The 17,484-nt window shown below is 68.4% G+C and carries 16 protein-coding genes; 5 read left to right on the top strand and 11 right to left on the bottom strand.

What is annotated here, in order from left to right; translation table 11 throughout:
• The first annotated feature begins 73 nt into the window (after window positions 1-73).
• Entirely contained in the window at window positions 74-745 is a 672-nt protein-coding gene (locus ABE434_RS11490; RefSeq protein ID WP_346478925.1) for a hypothetical protein, read from the top strand.
• A gap of 69 nt (window positions 746-814) precedes the next feature.
• Here ABE434_RS11490 and ABE434_RS11485 read toward each other — a convergent pair whose 3' ends face one another.
• A complete protein-coding gene (locus ABE434_RS11485) occupies window positions 815-1,477 on the bottom strand; it encodes a phosphotransferase (RefSeq protein WP_346478924.1) in 663 nt (220 codons plus the stop codon).
• 102 nt (window positions 1,478-1,579) lie between these two features.
• Between ABE434_RS11485 and ABE434_RS11480 the strand changes: the two genes are divergently transcribed.
• Window positions 1,580-3,583 (top strand): bifunctional DedA family/phosphatase PAP2 family protein, encoded by a 2,004-nt coding sequence (locus ABE434_RS11480; protein WP_319208464.1) that lies wholly within the window; start codon window positions 1,580-1,582, stop codon window positions 3,581-3,583.
• A gap of 51 nt (window positions 3,584-3,634) precedes the next feature.
• On the opposite strand, the gene ABE434_RS11475 is transcribed toward ABE434_RS11480, so the two are convergent.
• From ABE434_RS11475 to ABE434_RS11465, 3 genes are all read right to left on the bottom strand, one after another.
• Complete coding sequence (locus ABE434_RS11475) at window positions 3,635-4,213, bottom strand: LON peptidase substrate-binding domain-containing protein (RefSeq protein ID WP_176988295.1); 579 nt, start codon at window positions 4,211-4,213, stop codon at window positions 3,635-3,637.
• Between the two features lie 12 nt (window positions 4,214-4,225).
• Complete coding sequence (mpl, locus tag ABE434_RS11470; protein ID WP_346478923.1) at window positions 4,226-5,590, bottom strand: UDP-N-acetylmuramate:L-alanyl-gamma-D-glutamyl-meso-diaminopimelate ligase; 1,365 nt, start codon at window positions 5,588-5,590, stop codon at window positions 4,226-4,228.
• A 335-nt stretch (window positions 5,591-5,925) separates the two neighbouring features.
• A complete protein-coding gene (locus ABE434_RS11465) occupies window positions 5,926-6,489 on the bottom strand; it encodes an adenylate kinase (protein ID WP_176988293.1) in 564 nt (187 codons plus the stop codon).
• Between the two features lie 141 nt (window positions 6,490-6,630).
• Here ABE434_RS11465 and ABE434_RS11460 point away from each other — a divergent pair, with 141 nt between their 5' ends.
• Complete coding sequence (locus tag ABE434_RS11460) at window positions 6,631-7,887, top strand: 6-phosphofructokinase (RefSeq protein WP_346478922.1); 1,257 nt, start codon at window positions 6,631-6,633, stop codon at window positions 7,885-7,887.
• A gap of 141 nt (window positions 7,888-8,028) precedes the next feature.
• On the opposite strand, the gene ABE434_RS11455 is transcribed toward ABE434_RS11460, so the two are convergent.
• Window positions 8,029-8,532: a hypothetical protein gene (locus ABE434_RS11455; protein ID WP_346478921.1), complete on the bottom strand. Its 504-nt coding sequence runs from the start codon at window positions 8,530-8,532 to the stop codon at window positions 8,029-8,031.
• Between the two features lie 362 nt (window positions 8,533-8,894).
• Here ABE434_RS11455 and ABE434_RS11450 point away from each other — a divergent pair, with 362 nt between their 5' ends.
• Window positions 8,895-10,922, top strand: a complete 2,028-nt coding sequence (locus ABE434_RS11450; protein WP_346478920.1) for a sodium-translocating pyrophosphatase — start codon at window positions 8,895-8,897, stop codon at window positions 10,920-10,922.
• Window positions 10,923-10,985: 63 nt separating this feature from the next.
• On the opposite strand, the gene ABE434_RS11445 is transcribed toward ABE434_RS11450, so the two are convergent.
• The 5 genes from ABE434_RS11445 to ABE434_RS11425 form a co-directional block, all read right to left on the bottom strand.
• On the bottom strand, window positions 10,986-11,714 hold the full coding sequence (locus tag ABE434_RS11445; protein ID WP_346478919.1) for an energy transducer TonB: 729 nt from the start codon (window positions 11,712-11,714) through the stop codon (window positions 10,986-10,988).
• Window positions 11,711-12,136 carry a TonB system transport protein ExbD gene (gene exbD / locus ABE434_RS11440; RefSeq protein ID WP_346478918.1) on the bottom strand — a complete coding sequence of 142 codons (426 nt, stop codon included), beginning with the start codon at window positions 12,134-12,136 and terminating at the stop codon, window positions 11,711-11,713. Before exbD ends, ABE434_RS11445 begins: the two co-directional genes overlap by 4 nt.
• A gap of 9 nt (window positions 12,137-12,145) precedes the next feature.
• A complete protein-coding gene (gene exbB / locus ABE434_RS11435) occupies window positions 12,146-12,877 on the bottom strand; it encodes a tonB-system energizer ExbB (RefSeq protein WP_346478917.1) in 732 nt (243 codons plus the stop codon).
• 123 nt (window positions 12,878-13,000) lie between these two features.
• Window positions 13,001-13,393 (bottom strand): YbaN family protein, encoded by a 393-nt coding sequence (locus ABE434_RS11430; protein WP_346478916.1) that lies wholly within the window; start codon window positions 13,391-13,393, stop codon window positions 13,001-13,003.
• Between the two features lie 49 nt (window positions 13,394-13,442).
• Window positions 13,443-14,030 carry a biliverdin-producing heme oxygenase gene (locus ABE434_RS11425; RefSeq protein WP_176988284.1) on the bottom strand — a complete coding sequence of 196 codons (588 nt, stop codon included), beginning with the start codon at window positions 14,028-14,030 and terminating at the stop codon, window positions 13,443-13,445.
• A 163-nt stretch (window positions 14,031-14,193) separates the two neighbouring features.
• Here ABE434_RS11425 and ABE434_RS11420 point away from each other — a divergent pair, with 163 nt between their 5' ends.
• On the top strand, window positions 14,194-14,451 hold the full coding sequence (locus ABE434_RS11420; RefSeq protein ID WP_176988283.1) for a DUF2789 domain-containing protein: 258 nt from the start codon (window positions 14,194-14,196) through the stop codon (window positions 14,449-14,451).
• Between the two features lie 93 nt (window positions 14,452-14,544).
• On the opposite strand, the gene ABE434_RS11415 is transcribed toward ABE434_RS11420, so the two are convergent.
• On the bottom strand, window positions 14,545-17,460 hold the full coding sequence (locus ABE434_RS11415) for a TonB-dependent receptor (RefSeq protein ID WP_346478915.1): 2,916 nt from the start codon (window positions 17,458-17,460) through the stop codon (window positions 14,545-14,547).
• Window positions 17,461-17,484: the final 24 nt, after the last annotated feature.

Below are 17,484 nucleotides of genomic sequence, written 5' to 3'. Positions count from 1 at the left end.
CGCCCCGGCGCACACGCCGGATTCATGCGCCACGTCGATACTGGGCGCTCACGTTCTGAATGGAATGAGCGACATGACGGCGATCCGCCTTCCCCTGACTGCGCTGGCCCTGGTGCTCGGCGTTGCCGCCTGCGAGCCGGCGGGCGCTCCGACAAGCGCCGAGGCGCAGGCGGCCGCCACCGTTCCCGGCACCGCGGGCGGCGCGTCCCCCTTCAGCGAAGCCGCGATCTGGGACGGCGAGGTCGATGCCTGCCGTGGCCAGGCACCGGTCGCCGATGATTGCCTGGCCCGCGCGATGCAGGCCGCCAAGGCCAGCCCGCAGGCGATCGCCGCCGCCCATCAGCTGGGCGCGCAGGGCAATCCCGGCTATGTGAGCGCATGGCGCGAACAGGACGGCGTGGGCATCGCCACCATCGAGTACCCGTTCCGCGCCAATACCAATGAAGGCACGCTGCTGGTCGACAGCGCCGGTCACACGGTGGATGTGGATGCGGACGTGCTGCCGGAAATGTCGCGCGCCGATGCCACGGTCAAGCCGTTCCTGGATGCGCACCCGGAGGCCACGCCCTTCGCACCGGCCGAGGCCAGCGGCAGTGAAGCGCGGCCCGACGGGGGCGTGCGCCTGATCTACAGCACGCCGATGCGTACCTGTCATGCCTGCGCGGATGTCGGGAAGCTGCGGGTCGCCTACGATTTCGATGGGCAGCGCCGGTTCGCCGGCAAGCAGATCCTCGATCTGCGCTGATCACCATCGCCTGGTCCCGGTCAGCCGGGCGCGCGCCCGGTCATTGCGGCACGTGCGTGCTGCGCGCGCTCAGGGCTTCGGCCCCTGCCCTTCGTTGTCTTCCCAGTGCAGGATCCTGCGGGTGACGAAGCGGTAGACCGGCTTGCCGGTGCGGAACCACAGATCGCGCACCCACGAGGTGCGCTTGAGCAGCCGCTTCTCCACCGGCGTCAGGTACTGCCGGCAGTACATGCGCTTGTGCTTGAGCAGATGGCGCAGGTCTTCGCGGGCCAGCAAGCGCATCCAGCGCGAGCGTGGGTTGCCGATCACCGCCAGCTGGAAATCGATCAGCGCCGGCGAACCGTCGTCGCGTACCAGCCAGTTGGCTTCCTTGGCCAGATCGTTGTGCGCGATGCCATGGCGATGCACCTGCTGCAGCAATCGGCGGGCGGCACGGAAGTACGCCAGGTCGCCCTGCGGCGGACGCTGGTACATGGCATCACCGGCCATGAAGCTGCGGTCCAGCCAGCGCCCGTTCCAGTCCAGCAGGCGCGGGGTGTCGGGCATGCCATCCAGATGCGCCAGCGCGCGTGCCTCGCGCCGGGCCAGCCACCATGCCGGCAGCCGCAGCCACCACGGGGTGGCTTCCAGATCACGGCGCACGAAGCGCTGGCCGTCCTGCTCCATCAGCAGGATGCGGCCGAAGCTGTCGGCTTTGAGGGCGGTCGGGGCGGCGTCGGCGGGGCGTGTCATGCCGCCATTCTAGGCGGGTGATCGCGTTCATTCACTGCAGATGCCGCACTTTCCCCGCCGCCGGCCGGCAGTCAGTCACTTTGCCCCCTCTATAATCCCCCGATGGACTCGTCATGGATCGATGCCACGCTTGCGTGGATCTCAGCTCACCCCGTGCTTGCCGGTGCGGTCATTTTCCTCATCGCGTTCTGCGATGCGGTCATCGTGCTGGGCGCGATCGTGCCCGCGTTGCCGCTGCTGTTCGCGGTCGGTGTGTTCATCGGCCTGGGCCAGATCTCCGGACCGTATGCGGTGGCCTGCGCAGCCCTCGGCGCGTTTGCCGGCGATGGCATCAGCTACTGGATCGGGCGGCGCTGGGGCGATCGCCTGCGGGGGTTCTGGCCCTTCAGCAAATACCCGCAGCTGCTCGACCGTGGCGAAACGATGTTCCGCCGCAATGCGTTCAAGAGCATCCTGGTGGCGCGCTATGTCGGCGCGATCCGTCCGTTCGTGCCCGCCATCGCCGGCATGATGAAGATGCCGCTGTCGCGCTACATCCAGGCCAGCGGCATCGCCAGCCTGTCGTGGGCGGTGCTGTTCCTCGCGCCCGGCTGGGTGCTCGGCGAGGCGTATGACGCAGTGGCTGCGGTCGCCGGCCGGCTGGTGATGGTGCTGGCCCTGCTCGGCGTGATCATGGGCCTGGTCTGGGCGATCGTGCTGTATGGCTACCGCTGGTCGGCCTCGCGCATGGACAGCTGGCTCGCCAGCCTGCTGGCCTGGTCGCAGCGGCACCCGACCCTGGGCCGCTATTCGGTGGCGGTGTTCGATCCGCAGCGGCGGGAGTCGGTGCCGTTGGCGATGCTGGCGGTGATGCTGCTGCTGCTCGGTTGGGGCTGGTTCGCGTTGTTGATGGCCGTGGTCGCCCACGGCGAACCGCTGATGGTCGATCTGGCCGTGCACCACGCGATGCTGGCGCTGCGCAATCCGCTGGCCGATTACCCGATGGCCGCCCTGGCCTCGCTGGGCGCGTGGCAGGTCCTGCTGCCGGCCACCGCCGCCGGCATGGGCTACCTGGTCTGGCGCCGGCGCTGGATGGCGGCGGCCCACTGGCTGGCCGCGCTCGCCTTCGGACTTGCACTGTGCAAGCTGCTCGGCGCGACGGTGGACGTCGTCCGCCCGCCGGATGCAAGCAGCGGCTTCGGTTTCCCGTCGGTCTCGGTGACGATGGCCACGATCACGTTCGGCTTCTTCGCCGTGCTGATCGCGCGCGAGCTGCCGGGCCGCACGCGCGTCTGGCCTTACCTGCTCTCGGGCATCATCGTCAGCCTGATCGGCTTCGCGCGCATCTACCTCGGCGCGCATTGGCTGAGCGATGTGATCGGCGGCATGCTGTTTGGTCTGTTCTGGCTGCTGGTGCTGGGCATCGCGTACCGTCGCCGCTTCAACCGCTCGTTCTGGGTCAAGCCGGTGGCATGGCTGTTCTACGGCACCTTCGCCATCGCCGCGCTCTGGTATGCCCCGCGCAACATCCCGGTCAAGCTGGCGCGTTTCGAGCCGGCCCAGCCGACCCCGGCGCCGCTCGATGCGCAGGCCTGGTGGACAACCGAATGGCAGAACCTGCCCTCGCGCCGCAATGAGTTCGATGACGATCAGCGCTGGCCGCTGGATGTGCAGGTGGCCGGTCCGTTGGCGCCGCTGCAGCGGCGGCTGGAAAGCCAGGGCTGGCGCGTGCAGCCGCAGGCCGGTTGGGAGCAGGCGCTGTTGATGCTCGACACGTCCGGCGACAAGGACACCGTGCCGGTCCTGCCGGCCACCCTGGACACCCAGGTCGAGTCGCTGCTGATGCTGCGCGCGGGCAATGCGCCCAACGAGATCTTCGCGCTGCGCCTGTGGCCGGCACCCGCACGTCTGTCGGCGCCGGACAACGAACCGCTGTGGCTGGGCAGTGCGCAGACCCTGCACTACCAGCAGCACTTCAAGCTGATCGGGATGTGGCGGCCGATGCGTGGCATCGACCCGTCGCTCAATGCGGTCCGCCAGGCCCTGGAGGGCCTGCCGCAGCAGGTCGATACCCATCCGGACACGGAGATGCCGGTACTGCGCGTGCGCATGCCCCCGGCGGAATGAGGCAGCGCCGGGGCATCCCCGGCCGATCGTGCAGCGGGGCCACGCCCCGCGTTACGGCATCCAGTCCAGCAGCGCCTGCAGGCGCTGGTGCGGATCATCGCGCTGCAGCAACTGCAGGCGCTGAGCATCCTGGAGCGGCAGCAGTTCGGCCAGGCGCCAGCCGACCCAGCTGGCCTGCTCCATCTGCGCCGGGCTGACCGGGGCGAACGCGGCGCCCGCCTGCTCGATGATGTGCTCGAGCACGGTCGCCATGAGCGCGTGCTCGGGCTGCAGCTCGTCGTCGCTGTCGGGCGCGCACCAGGTCACCTCGGCGATGATCAGGCCGTTGTCGCGCACCCGGGTCCGTTCGACATGGAAGCGGCGCTGGCCGCGCAGGCGCAGCACCAGCACGCCATCGGCACCCACGTCGAAATCCTCGATCCGCGCCTCGACCCCGTAGGCGGCGGGCAAGGCCGGCGCACCGACCTCCTCGCCGTCCAGGATCAGGCAGACACCGAACGCGGTGCCCGCCCGGCTGCATTCGCGCAGCATGTCCAGATAGCGGCGCTCGAACACCCGCAGGCCCAGCGCCGCACCGGGCAGCAGCACGGTGTGCAGCGGGAACAGGGGCAACGAAGCGGTCTCGGTCATGGCCAGCGGCACTCAGGGCTGCTGAAGCTGCGCCAGGAAACGACGCGGGGCGCCGTCGAACCCGCCGTTGGACATGAACACCACATGGTCGCCCGGCGCGGCGATCGCGCCCAGCTGGGCCAGCAGCGCATCGGTGTCCGCCACCGCATGCGCCTCACCCCGCACGGCGGCGATCACGGCGGCGGCATCCCAGGCCAGCTCGGGGCGATGCAGGAACACCACCGCATCGGCACCGTCCAGCGACGGCGCCAGCGCCTGCGCGTGCGCGCCCAGCCGCATCGAATTGCTGCGCGGCTCCATCGCCACCACGATGCGGGCATCGCCGACCTTGGCACGCAGGCCGTCCAGCGTGGTGCGGATCGCGGTCGGGTGGTGCGCGAAATCGTCGTAGATAGTGATGTCGCGCGCCTGGCCGATCACTTCCAGCCGGCGCTTGACGCTGCGGAACGCGGCCAGCGCCGGGATCACCGTGGCCAGCTCGACGCCGACCGCATGTGCGGCGGCCAGGGCGGCCAGGCCGTTGAGGACATTGTGGCGGCCGAGCAGCGACCAGCGCACTTCACCGACCCGCGCGCCGCGATGGTGCACGACGAACACGCTGCCATCGGCTTCGACCAGTTCGGCGTGCCATTCCAGCGACGGATCGAATCCGAAGCGCTCCACCGGGGTCCAGCAGCCCATCGCCAGCACCTCGGCGAGATAGGCATCTTCGCCGTTGACGATCAGGCGCCCGCGCGCGGGCACGGTACGGATCAGGTGGTGGAACTGGCGCTGGATCGCGGCCACGTCCGGGAAGATGTCGGCGTGGTCGTATTCGAGATTGTTGAGGATCGCCACCAGCGGGCGGTAGTGCACGAACTTGCTGCGCTTGTCGAAGAACGCGGTGTCGTACTCGTCGGCCTCGACCACGAACTCGCGGCCGCTGCCCACGCGCGCGGACACGCCGAAATCCTCGGCCACGCCGCCGATCAGAAAGCCCGGTTCGCGCCCGGCGCTGTGCAGCAGCCAGGTCAGGATGGTGGTGGTGGTGGTCTTGCCGTGGGTGCCGGCCACGGCCAGCGTGTCGCGGCCCGGCAGCACCTGCTCGGACAGCCACTGGGCGCCGGAGATGTAGCGCTGCCCGGCGTCCAGCACCGCTTCCACGGCGGGATTGCCACGCGACAGGGCATTGCCGATCACCACCTCGTCGCAGTCGGGCGCCACGCTGTCGGCGCGGTAGCCGGAATCCAGCGCGATGCCCAGGCGTTCGAGCTGGGTGGACATCGGCGGATAGATCGCCTGGTCGCTGCCGCGGACCGTATGGCCCTTCTCGCGTGCCAGCGCGGCGACGCCGCCCATGAAAGTGCCTGCAATGCCAAGAATATGGATCGTGCTCATGCGTACGATTGTCGCCGATCACCAGCGTCGATGGAGATCGCCGTCAGACAACTCCTAGTCGACTATCAGAAAAGTCCAGCCGGGTGTCGGGGAATTCCCGATAGCGCCGTACTGTGAAGACGGACACAATTCGCGTGGCCAGCCGCAGTACCCCATTGGTCCTACTCCCCAAGAGGCCATCCCCAGGGGGGCTCATGCTGCGGGGCTCTGAGCAAGCCCGCTCGCTGGCACCTTCACACCACGCGCCTGGTCCCTTCGGGGGCCGGGCGCGTGTGTTTTTGCGGATCCTGCACACGCGGCGAGGGTGCGGTGCCGCCGCAGCGGCACCGACCGGCTCAGGCCTGGATCGCGGCGCGGATGCGCGCTTCCACATCGTTCAGTTCGCCCACGCCATCCACGCGTGCGAGCGTGCCGCGGCCGGCATAGAAATCCACCACCGGCGCGGTCTGGTCGTTGTAGACCTGCAGGCGCTGGCGCACGGATTCGGGGTTGTCATCGGCGCGGCCCTGTTCGGCGGCGCGGCCGGCGATGCGCTCGACCAGCAGTTCGGTCGGCACGTCCAGCTGCACGACGGCATCCAGCGGCTGGCCGATCTTGGCCAGCAGGGCGTCCAGCGCGTTGGCCTGGGCCACGTTGCGCGGGTAACCGTCGAGGATGAAGCCCTTGGCCACGTCGTCCTGGCCCAGGCGCGACTCGAGCATGCCCAGCAGGATGTCATCGGACACCAGGTTGCCGGCATCCATCACGGCCTTGGCCTGCTTGCCCAGCTCGGTGCCGGCGGCCACTTCGGCACGCAGCAGGTCGCCGGTGGAAATGTGCGCAATCGACAGGTGTTCCTTCAGGCGCGTCGCCTGTGTCCCCTTGCCCGAACCGGGCGGTCCCAACAGAACCAATCGCATCAACCTGACTCCAACTTGGTAAGAAAATGGAAGGGCGCGCGCCCCGGGATTGTCCACAATCACGCTGCACCGCAATACGCGCACTTTACCCCATACCGGTAATGTCTCTGCAATGTCCTTCCCCCAGACCAAGGTCGCACCATGCCCAACGGTACCCTGCTCTACGCCCAGTCAGGCGGCGTCACCGCCGTCATCAATGCCACCGCCTCGGCGGTCATCAGCACGGCCAGGGCCAAAGGAATCAAGGTCTTGGCCGCGCGCAACGGCATCCTCGGTGCGCTCCGCGAAGACCTGATCGACACCTCCCGGGAGACCGCCGCCGCCATCGCCGCCCTCGCCCACACCCCAGGCGGTGCGTTCGGCTCGTGCCGCTACAAGCTCAAGTCGCTGGAGGCCGACCGCGGCAAGTACGAGCGCCTGCTCGAGGTGCTGCGCGCCCATGACGTGCGCTGGTTCCTCTACAACGGCGGCAACGATTCGGCCGATACCGCCTGGAAGGTCTCCCAGCTGGCCAAGGCCTTCGACTACGACCTGACCTGCATCGGCGTGCCCAAGACGATCGACAACGATCTGGCCGTGACCGACACCTGCCCGGGCTTCGGCTCGGCGGCCAAATACACCGCCGTCTCCGTGCGCGAAGCCGCGCTGGACGTGGCCGCGATGGCCGAGACCTCGACCAAGGTGTTCGTCTACGAGGCCATGGGCCGCCACGCCGGCTGGCTCGCCGCCGCCGCAGGCCTGGCCGGCCAGGGCGCCGACGACGCCCCGCACCTCATCCTGCTGCCCGAGCGTGCCTATGACGAGGCCGCGTTCCTGGCCAAGGTGAAACAGGTGGTCGAGCGCATGGGCTACTGCGTGGTGGTGGCTTCCGAAGGCATCCAGACCGCCGATGGGCGCTTCGTCGCCGATGCGGGCGGCGGCACCGATTCGTTCGGGCATACCCAGCTGGGCGGCGTTGCTTCGCAGCTGGCGGCGCGAGTCAAGGATGCGCTGGGCTACAAGGTCCACTGGACCCTGCCCGACTACCTGCAGCGCTCGGCGCGGCACATCGCCTCGAAGACCGACTGGGAGCAGGCGCAGGCGGTTGGCAAGGCCGCGGTGCAGTTCGCGCTGAAAGGCCACAACGCGGTGATGCCGGTGATCGTACGCACCAGCGATAAACCGTATCGCTGGAAGATCGAGGCCGCGCCCCTGCACAAGGTGGCCAATCACGAGAAGAAGATGCCGGCCGGCTTCATCCGGCGCGATGGCTTCGGCATCACCGAGAAGGCCCGCGCCTACCTCGCCCCGCTGATCAAGGGGGAAGCGCCGTTGCCGTACGGGCCCGATGGACTGCCGAAGTACGTGACGCTGAAGAACGTCGCAGTCAAGAAGAAGCTGCCTGCTTTCGAGGCATGAACGAGCCCGGCAGTGCCGGCCGCTGGCCGGTACCTTCGGGCTGTCTGACAGTCGGGTAGTGCCGGCCGCTGGCCGGCATCGCGGTGTGCGGAAGAGGCCTGGGAGCCGGCCAGCGGCCGGCACTACCGGTGTGTGGTCAAGTCAGTTGCAGGCCTTGCCTTCGACCTTCATCTGCGCGGCGAACATCGGCACCTGGGCGATCTTGCCGGCCGCAGCCTGCTTCTTGGCGTCTTCCAGATAGATGCGCGACTGGCCCTGGCCATCCAGCTCGGGCTTGGTGGTGACCGGCATGCGCCACACACGGACGACGGCCTGCTGCGCCGGGCACGACGCATTCGGCACGCGGATCACATCGTTGAGTTTCCAGCCCTTGGCTTCGCTGGGCTGCGCCTTGTCGTAGTCGACGAAGCGGGCACGCGGCTGGCACTGCTCGCTGGTGCGCACCACGGCGAATTTGTACGGCTGGGCCGCTTCGCCGGTGAACACGCCTTCCAGCCGCGCGCAGGCTTCGGGAATCTGGCGCAGGGTGTGGGCCGCGCCCACCGCCTGCGGGGTGCCCGCGGCGCGCTGCAGTTCGGGGGTCTCGGCGGCGAAAGAGGACACGGCGGGCAACAGGGCCAGCCACAACAGATGACGGGGGGACATGGCAGGACTCCAACGGCTGGGGATGGGCCGAGGCTGCCAGTGGGTGGCTGAACGGCGTGGCAAAGGCGGCCCGTCGTCCGGATCTGCTTGGTTGCCGGCCAGCGGCCGGCACTACCGATGCCAGCGGCCGGCACTACCTCCGTCGTTCGCGATCCGGGCACGCGCAAGCGGTTTGTAATCCTTGCTGGCATGCATCGAGGATTTGCCCGCATACTCGGGTCACCAGGGATTGCTGAACACCGCCACACGCTTGAAGACCGGGCACGGTCTGAACGGGTTGGTTCATGGTTGCAGCCCGTTGTGCCCCCGCGTGGAGAAGTTCATCCGTTCACTGGATGTCATTCCATCACCCGGGAGGGGACATGCTGGAACGTTACGGGCTTTCTCTGGCGCTGTTCTGCGCCATTCTCGCGATTCTCTACGGCATCGTGTCGGCACGCTGGATCCTCCGGCAACCGGCTGGCAATGCCCGCATGCAGGAAATCGCCGCCGCCATCCAGGAAGGCGCGCGCGCCTATCTCAACCGTCAATACCTGACCATCGCCATCGCCGGTGCCGTGCTGTTCGTGCTGGTCGGCTTCTTCCTCAGCTGGTACACCGCGATCGGCTTCGCGATCGGGGCCGTGCTCTCCGGCGCGGCCGGCTACATCGGCATGAACGTGTCCGTGCGTGCCAACGTGCGCACGGCCGAAGCCGCTCGCAACGGCCTGAGCGCGGCCATGGACGTCGCCTTCCGCGGCGGTGCGATCACCGGCATGCTGGTGGTCGGCCTGGGCCTGCTGGGCGTGGCCGGGTATTACGCGCTGCTGCTGAAGCTGGGCCTGGATGTCGCGCAGACGCTGCATGCGCTGGTCGGGCTGGCGTTCGGCTCATCGCTGATTTCCATCTTCGCGCGACTGGGCGGCGGCATCTTCACCAAGGGCGCCGACGTCGGCGCGGACCTGGTGGGCAAGGTCGAGGCCGGCATTCCCGAGGATGATCCGCGCAACCCGGCGGTGATCGCCGACAACGTGGGCGACAACGTCGGCGACTGCGCCGGCATGGCCGCCGACCTGTTCGAAACCTATGCGGTCACGGTGATCGCGACGATGCTGCTCGGCAACCTGATGATCGCCGAGGCCGGTGCCAACGCGGTGCTGTATCCGCTGGTGCTGGGCGGGGTGTCGATCATCGCCTCGATCATCGGCGCGCTGTTCGTCAAGGTGAAGCCCGGCGGCTCGATCATGGGCGCGCTGTACAAGGGCGTGATCGTGTCCGGCGTGCTGGCGGCGATCGCGTTCTACCCGATCACCACGCAGTTGATGCCGGACAACGCGCACGGTGCGCTGAACCTGTACTTCTGCGCCTTGATCGGGCTGGTGCTGACCGGGCTGATCGTGTGGATCACCGAGTACTACACCGGCACCCAGTACAAGCCGGTGCAGCACGTGGCGCAGGCCTCCACCACCGGGCACGGCACCAACATCATCGCCGGCCTCGGTGTCTCGATGAAGTCCACTGCCCTGCCGGTGATCGCGGTGTGCGTGGCGATCTGGCTGGCGCACTATTTCGGTGGCCTGTACGGCATCGCCATCGCCGCGACCGCGATGCTCTCGATGGCCGGCATGATCGTGGCGCTGGATGCCTACGGCCCGATCACCGACAACGCCGGTGGCATCGCCGAGATGGCCGAACTGCCGCCGGAAATCCGCGACATCACCGATCCGCTGGATGCGGTCGGCAACACCACCAAGGCGGTGACCAAGGGCTATGCGATCGGCTCGGCCGCCCTGGCCGCGCTGGTGCTGTTCGCCGATTACACGCACAACCTTCAGGCCGCCAATCCCGGCGAGGTCTTCGCCTTCGACCTGTCCAACCATGAGGTGATCATCGGCCTGCTGATCGGCGGCCTGATTCCCTATCTGTTCGGCGCGATGGCGATGGAAGCGGTGGGACGCGCGGCGGGTGCGGTGGTGGAGGAAGTACGCCGCCAGTTCCGCGAGATTCCCGGGATCATGGACGGCACCGGCAAACCGCAGTACGACCGTGCGGTGGACCTGCTGACCCGCTCGGCGATCCGCGAAATGATCATCCCGTCATTGCTGCCGGTCGCGGTACCGGTGGTGGTCGGGCTGCTGCTCGGGCCACGTGCACTCGGCGGCCTGCTGATCGGCACCATCGTCACCGGCCTGTTCGTGGCGATCTCGATGACCACCGGCGGCGGCGCGTGGGACAACGCCAAGAAGTACATCGAGGATGGCCACTTCGGCGGCAAGGGCAGCGAGGCGCACAAGGCCGCGGTAACCGGCGATACCGTCGGCGATCCCTACAAGGACACCGCCGGCCCGGCGATCAATCCGCTGATCAAGATCATCAACATCGTGGCCCTGCTGCTGGTGCCGCTGCTCTGAGGAATGACGGACGCGCTGGCCTCATGCCAGCGCGTCCGTGCAGCGCGTGCGGGTCGCCATGCCTCAACGCCGCCGGAGGAAGAACGTCACCGGCACCATCACCTCCACCGGGTCGCCGGTGATCTCCGCGGGCGGCGGTGGCAACGGGCTGCCGCGGCGCACCGTGGCCAGGGTTTCCTCATCCAGCAGCGCATGGCCGCTGCTCTGTCCCAGCCGGATGTTGGAGGCGTTGCCCTGCCGGTCCACCGAGAAGCGCACATAGGCCACGCCCTGCTGGCGCAGCCGCTCGGCCTGGCGCGGGTAGCGGCGGTACTGTTCCAGATGGCCCAGCAGCAGGCCCTGCCAGGTGACGGCCGCAGGGCCCTGGCGGCCGGCAACGGTCTGCGTGGCGGCGTAGCGCTCGGACGGGCGCGCCGACACATCCGGTGGTGCGAGCGTCTGCGCCACGTTGTTTTGGTCGGTCGGTTCTTCTTCGCGGGGTGTCTCGCGACGCAGGACGTCCTGCGCATCCGGCGTGTCGTCCGGCGGGAGATCGACCTTGGGCACCGGCGTGGGCTCGGGCCGATGCTGCTCCTGCTGCAACGGCCCGGGCGGCATCTCCTTCGGTGGCGCGGTCGGCGCCTCCGGGACCGGCGCCAGCTCCACCATCACCGCTTCCACCGGCATATCACTGACGAGTACCGGCGCACGCTGCTGCCACCACACCGCGCCGCCGATCAGCAGCGCATGCGCGGCCAGCACCAGGGCCAGGCTGCCCGCCCAGCGCAGCGATGCGGGGGTGTCGCGGCTCATTCGCTGCGCTGCTCAACGCCAACCAGTGCGATCCGGCGATACCCGGCGGCGCGCAGCGCGTTCATGGTCTGCATCAGCTCGCCATAAGGCACCGTCTGGTCGGCGCGCAGGTAGATGCGCTGCTCGTGATCACCGGCGGTCAGCCGCTCCAGCGTGGCGTTCAGCCCGTCCGTGCCGACCGGCACGTCATTGATGCTCAGCGACAGATCGGCCTGCACCGAGAGGAACACCGGTTCCCCATCGCGCGGCTGCGGCGTTGCAGTGCTGGCCGGCAGGTCCACCGGCGTATCCACCGTGGCCAGCGGCGCGGCGACCATGAAGATGATCAGCAGCACCAGCATCACATCGATGAAGGGGGTGACGTTGATCTCGTGGCTTTCTTCCAGCGCGTCGTCGTCGTGGCGGGCGGTCTTGATGGCCATGGCCGCTCCTCAGCCCGCGTCGCGCACGGCAGGGGCGTTGCCGCGCCGGTCCAGATCGCGCGAGACCAGTTGCTGCACCCCGGCGGACAGATCGCCCAGCAGGCCGCGGAGGCCGCCCAGCACGCGGGTGAAGTGGTTGTAGATCACCACGGCGGGAATCGCCGCGACAAGGCCCAAGGCGGTCGCGAGCAACGCCTCGGCGATGCCCGGGGCGACCACGGCCAGGTTGGTGGTGTTGGCGTGGGCGATGCCGATGAAACTGTTCATGATCCCCCACACCGTGCCGAACAGGCCGACGAACGGCGCGATCGCGCCGATGCTGGCGAGCAGGCCGACCCCGGTGCGCAGCTGCCGCGCATGCGCCAGTTCGATGCGTTCCAGCCGCGAGGCGACGCGCTCCTTGATGCCGACCGGATCGTGCGCGTCTTCCGACAGGCGCAGCTCGGTGCGGGCCGCGTCGATCAGCGTGTGAGCCACGCCCTCGTCGAGCAGCGCATGCGTCCGGGGCGCCGGCAGGTGCGCCGACTGCAGCAGCAGCGCGCGGGCCTGGCGCAGCCGCGTGCGCTGCCGGCCCAGCTCCCAGGTCTTGGCGACCAGCACCGTCCAGGTGGCGATCGAGGCGAGTGCCAGCCCGATCATCACGGCCTGCACCACGCCATCGGCGGCCTGGTACATGCCCCACGGGGTCAGGTCATGCGGCAATGCCGCCACGGCGGCAGGAACATCGATCGGGAGGGTCATCAGCAGGGTCGTCTGTCAGGGGCGTCGCGGCGCGGGGCGGCGCCGGAGGCAAGAGGAGGCAATAGGGAGGCGGAGAAGTATCGGGGTGATGCGGTGCGGATCCGCGCAGGCGGGGCACCGCGTTCAGCGCTCCGACGGGGGAAGCGGCACGCCGGGCGGCCGTGGCGCGGGCCGCGACAGCACATACGCCGAGCTGGCCGCGAAGAACACCCCGACGCCAAGCAGCAGCGGCCAGGACGGATGCGCGCCCCAGCAGAACATGACGAAGCCGAACGCCATGCCGGCCCCGGCGAAGGCCTTGCCCTTGCGGCTGATCGCGCCCTGCTCGCGCCACAGGCGCAGCGGGGGCCCGTAACGGGGATGCTCGAGCAGCCGGCGTTCGAACTTCGGCGAGCTGCGCGCGAAACAGCCGACGGCCAGGATCAGGAAGATCGTGGTCGGCATCACCGGCAGCAGGGCGCCGATGACGCCCAGCGCCACCATGATCCAGCCCAGGCCGAACCAGAGCCAGCGCATCACGGGCGGCCGTGGGGGTCCGGCACCGCGGGCGTGGCGCGGGCGGCGATCATGCGAATTCTTCCTCGACATGACCGTGCACGCTGCGGAAGGCTGCATCGGCCGCATCGATCACCTGCTGCTCCTGCGCGGCGGTCAGCGCCACACCATCCAGCGCGGCAGTGAACTCGCGCCAGTGGCGGGCCGCGCCATCCGGATGCGCGGCCAGATGGCGCGCGCCAAAGTCGCTGTCCAGACCGAGCCTGGCGGCCATCTTGTACAGCACGGTGCCGCCCAGGTTGGAGCCTTCGGCGACGTACAGCCAGCCCAGCGCGGCCGGCAGCGGCAGATCGCCATCCAGGCGCGTCGACGCCGGCAGCGGCAGGGTCTGTTCCAGGTCGGCCAGATCGCGGGCGATCAGCGGCAGACGGCGGCGCTCGTCCAGATCGGGCAGCAGCGCGTCCAGCGCGGGGTTGCCGTAGAGCGCATCGATATCGCGGTGGAAGCGGTACTGCACGCGCAGGAATTTTGCGAACAGGTCGCGGCTGGCGAAGATGTCGCCGGCCATGATGCGCTTGTCCAGCGCGCCATGGCTGTCGCGGGTGGCGGCCTTGAGGCGTTGGCTGCGGGTGGCTTCGGGAGTATCGATGACGATCATGGCAGTGCTTGCAGGGGAAGTGGGCGCGGTTCTCTGTTGAAGACGTCTGGCACGGGTGCAACCCCAAGCCCGTGTCGCGAGGACCTGTGTTGCGTCCGTCACATGCCACCGTCACGGCGTTGCCCCGATAATACGGACCACGCCCTGCCACTGGAATGACACGATGATCACGACCGAACCGCGCATGACCAACCTGTTCCTGCAGCTCGGGCTGGACGCCAGCGAGGCGGCGATCGCGGCCTTCATCCGCGACCACCAGCTCTCCAACGACATCCGCCTGATCGAAGCGCCGTACTGGAACGACGGACAGCGCCAGTTCCTCACCGAGCAGCTGCGCTCGGATGCGGAATGGGCGATCGTGGTCGATGAGCTCAGCGAAGCCCTGCACGCCGATGCGACCCAGCAGGCCAACGCCGGCTGATCGGTCGCGCGATGCTGACAGCGGCCGGGCACGGTGTGTGCCGGCCGGATGCACGCAGGGGCCGGCAATGCCGGCCCCTGTCGTGTCCGGGCATCAGTAGCGGTAGGTCAGCGCCAGCCGCACGGTCCGGCCCGGTGCGGGCATCACACCCAGCGCCAGCGGATCGAGATAGTAGCGATCGGTCAGGTTGTCCACGTTGAGGTCCACCGCGAACTGCTCGCTGGCCTGCCAGCTGGCGAACAGGTCGACGATGGTCGCCGGGCGGTACAGCTGCTGGATCGCCGACAGGCCGACGTTCCATTCCTTGTCCAGCTTGCTGATCGGGCCGGCGTTGTGGATCACCCGGGTGCCAAAGCTCAGGCGCTGGTCGAACAGCCGCGAACCCAGGGTCAGGTTGACGTTGTAGCGCGGCGGGTTCTGGGTGTTGCTGTACGACCCTTCGAAGCCACCATCGACACAGTCCGGCGTGTTCTTCAGTTCCTCGATCTTCCGCTGGATACCGTAGGCGCGGCGCTCGGCGGCGATGTCCGGCGCACAGGTCTTGGCCTCGATGTAGTAATGCGCGGACAGATCGGCGAACACCGTGCCGCTGTCATAGCTGGACTGGAACTCCACGCCGGAGACCTTGAAGCGGTCCACGTTGCGGATCAGGCCGGCCGACAGGGTGCGGTAGTCACGGGTGATCAGATCATCGATGCGCGTATTGAAGTAGGCCAGCTTGAACCCGGCCTGGTCGCCCTCGGTGAACAGGCCGTGCCTCACCGTGCTCGCGCCGATTTCCCAGGTCCCTGCCCGCTCCGGCTTGAGCTCACCGGTCGGCTTGGCCGCAGTGAACAGGCCCAGCGTGGTTTCGAACAGGCTGGGCAGCTTCACGCCTTCGGCGTACTTCACATACACCATCGTGTCTTCGTCGAAGCGGTAGGCAACGCTGGCGCTGGGCATGAAGGCACTGTCTCGGCGACGGATCGGCTGCGACCAGGTCCAGCTGACCGGCACGCGCAGATCTTCGGCGTCATCCGCATCGTAGAAGTTCCAGCCGGTGATGTCGCCGACCGTGCCCTTCTCGTACGGCGAAGCCAGCAGCGAGGCCTCGGTGAACTGGCCATTGGCATCCGGATACCAGTTCAGCATGGCGATGCGCTTGGCCCGCCATGCCGGCAGGTTCGGGTTGCCATCCAGCAGCTGGGTGTAGCGGTACTGACCGATCACGCCGTAGCTATCCGGCGTGGCCAGGCGGTTGCGGTCATGCACGTTGACGCGGTTGTAGCGCCCGCCGAGCACCACTTCCCAATGCTCGTCCGGTTGCCATTTGACCGAGGCCACCGCGCTGTATTCCTTGCGCTCGGCGTTGCGCAGGAAGCGGTTGTTGACCAGGTCGTCGTGCATCGCCGGCGAGTGCGGGCCGGGGCCGACGTCCTCGTCGCTGAAGGACAGGCCGTAGTCCAGCGTGAACAGGCCGGCACCGGACTCCAGGTGCGTGGTGTTGCCCACGTCGAAGCCGAGCCGGGTCTGGGTCAGCTCGTTGCGGTAAGCATCCTTGTAACCCGGATCGGTGTTGAACGACGGACCGTCGTACCACTCGGTGCGGCGATCGAAGTACCACGGCGTGATCCCGGTCAGGCCGTTGTACATCAGGCTGTCGGCGTCGGTGTACCAGAGGTTGGCCTTCAGATCGATCAGCTCGTTGTCCGGGTTGAAGCGGTAGCGCAGGTTGTAGGCATCCATGTCGACATGGCCCGGATCCCACTGCGGCACGCGGTCGCGGTCCACGCGGATGATCTGCGAGGCCATGATCTCGCCGGCGGTGCCTTCATAGCGGCGATAGCCGGCTTCCAGCGTCTGGTTGTCGTCGATGCGCCAGGTGCCCTTCAGCAGGAACGACTCCGAGCGCGAGGAGGTGTTGAACACCTCGGTGTCCGGCGGATTCAACAGCGCCAGGGTGCGCCGGGTCTGCGGGAAATCGGCGTAGCCGTGCTTGCCCGAGAAATAGTTGCCGTTCTCGCGCCATGCGTAGGCCGCCACGAGGTCAAAACGATCCCAGTGCCTGGCGGTGGCGATGTTGAAGAACTGGCTGCCCAGCGCGCTGCGGTCGGTACGCGGTGCGGCGTCGTAGGCGGGTACGTTGTTGGCGCTGGCATTGGCCATGCCGGTGCGCACGCGCAGGCCGGCATCGCGGCCGTCGCGCAGCACGTCCTCGATCTTCAGCGTTTCCATCTCGACCACGCCACCGATGCCGCCGGAGGCGTTGACGCCCAGGCTCGGGCCCTTGGTGATGGTGATGTTGGAGATCAGGTCCGGATCGAGATACGTGCGCTGCGACTGGCCCGCGTAACCGCGGTAGGTGTCCATGGTCGACTGCCCGCCATCGATGATCACCGGGATGCGGCTCTGGCCCTGGATGCCGCGGATGTTTACGTCCAGCGCGTTGGCGGTACGGGGATCACCCGCGGTGACGCCGGCGACGCCCTTGACGATGTCCGCAGTGGAGGTACCGCGGAAGCGTTCGATGGTGGCGCGCGCGATGTAGGCGCTGGAGCCAGCGGTGCGGTACACATCCAGCGCGCGTTCGGCATCGCTGCCGCCGTCGATGCGGTCACCGGCCACGCTCAGCGCGTCGGTGACGATCAGGCCATCGTCACCAGCCGCCACCGCCGCGCGCTCCAGGGTCACCGCGTCGGGGCCTACCGGGCGCATGCTCAGCCCACTGCCCTGCAGCAGGCGCAGCAACGCCGCCGGCGCGTCCATCTGCCCGGTCACCGGGCTGGAGATCACCCCCTCGGCCAGCGCGGCCGGATAGGCGACCTGCACCCCGGACTGGCGCATGTAGGCGCGCAGCGCATCGGAAAGCGGCTGGGCGGGAATGTCGAAACGCAGGGTCGCCGCAGCGGACGTCGGGCCGGACTGGGCCAGTGCCGGCAGTGCGGGCGCGGCCGCCAGGCCGGCAGTGAGCAGGGCGATGCAGAGACGTGACGGGCGCGGACGATGGCCCGCGCGGGTGTAAATGCGCATGGAAAAACCTGTCAGAGGATCAGT

It is taken from the genome of Stenotrophomonas sp. TWI1183 (assembly GCF_039673115.1).
In the GTDB taxonomy this organism is placed as follows: Bacteria; Pseudomonadota; Gammaproteobacteria; order Xanthomonadales; family Xanthomonadaceae; genus Stenotrophomonas; species Stenotrophomonas maltophilia_AA.
Note: the sequence above shows the minus strand (reverse complement) of the source record. Positions and strands in the feature narration are given on the sequence as shown.

Coding starts and splice junctions, on each gene's coding strand:
- ABE434_RS11490 (WP_346478925.1), top strand. CDS start 74: ATGACGGCGATCCGCCTTCCCCTGACTGCGCTGGCCCTGGTGCTCGGC.
- ABE434_RS11485 (WP_346478924.1), bottom strand. CDS start 1,477: ATGACACGCCCCGCCGACGCCGCCCCGACCGCCCTCAAAGCCGACAGC.
- ABE434_RS11480 (WP_319208464.1), top strand. CDS start 1,580: ATGGACTCGTCATGGATCGATGCCACGCTTGCGTGGATCTCAGCTCAC.
- ABE434_RS11475 (WP_176988295.1), bottom strand. CDS start 4,213: ATGACCGAGACCGCTTCGTTGCCCCTGTTCCCGCTGCACACCGTGCTG.
- mpl (WP_346478923.1), bottom strand. CDS start 5,590: ATGAGCACGATCCATATTCTTGGCATTGCAGGCACTTTCATGGGCGGC.
- ABE434_RS11465 (WP_176988293.1), bottom strand. CDS start 6,489: ATGCGATTGGTTCTGTTGGGACCGCCCGGTTCGGGCAAGGGGACACAG.
- ABE434_RS11460 (WP_346478922.1), top strand. CDS start 6,631: ATGCCCAACGGTACCCTGCTCTACGCCCAGTCAGGCGGCGTCACCGCC.
- ABE434_RS11455 (WP_346478921.1), bottom strand. CDS start 8,532: ATGTCCCCCCGTCATCTGTTGTGGCTGGCCCTGTTGCCCGCCGTGTCC.
- ABE434_RS11450 (WP_346478920.1), top strand. CDS start 8,895: ATGCTGGAACGTTACGGGCTTTCTCTGGCGCTGTTCTGCGCCATTCTC.
- ABE434_RS11445 (WP_346478919.1), bottom strand. CDS start 11,714: ATGAGCCGCGACACCCCCGCATCGCTGCGCTGGGCGGGCAGCCTGGCC.
- exbD (WP_346478918.1), bottom strand. CDS start 12,136: ATGGCCATCAAGACCGCCCGCCACGACGACGACGCGCTGGAAGAAAGC.
- exbB (WP_346478917.1), bottom strand. CDS start 12,877: ATGACCCTCCCGATCGATGTTCCTGCCGCCGTGGCGGCATTGCCGCAT.
- ABE434_RS11430 (WP_346478916.1), bottom strand. CDS start 13,393: ATGCGCTGGCTCTGGTTCGGCCTGGGCTGGATCATGGTGGCGCTGGGC.
- ABE434_RS11425 (WP_176988284.1), bottom strand. CDS start 14,030: ATGATCGTCATCGATACTCCCGAAGCCACCCGCAGCCAACGCCTCAAG.
- ABE434_RS11420 (WP_176988283.1), top strand. CDS start 14,194: ATGATCACGACCGAACCGCGCATGACCAACCTGTTCCTGCAGCTCGGG.
- ABE434_RS11415 (WP_346478915.1), bottom strand. CDS start 17,460: ATGCGCATTTACACCCGCGCGGGCCATCGTCCGCGCCCGTCACGTCTC.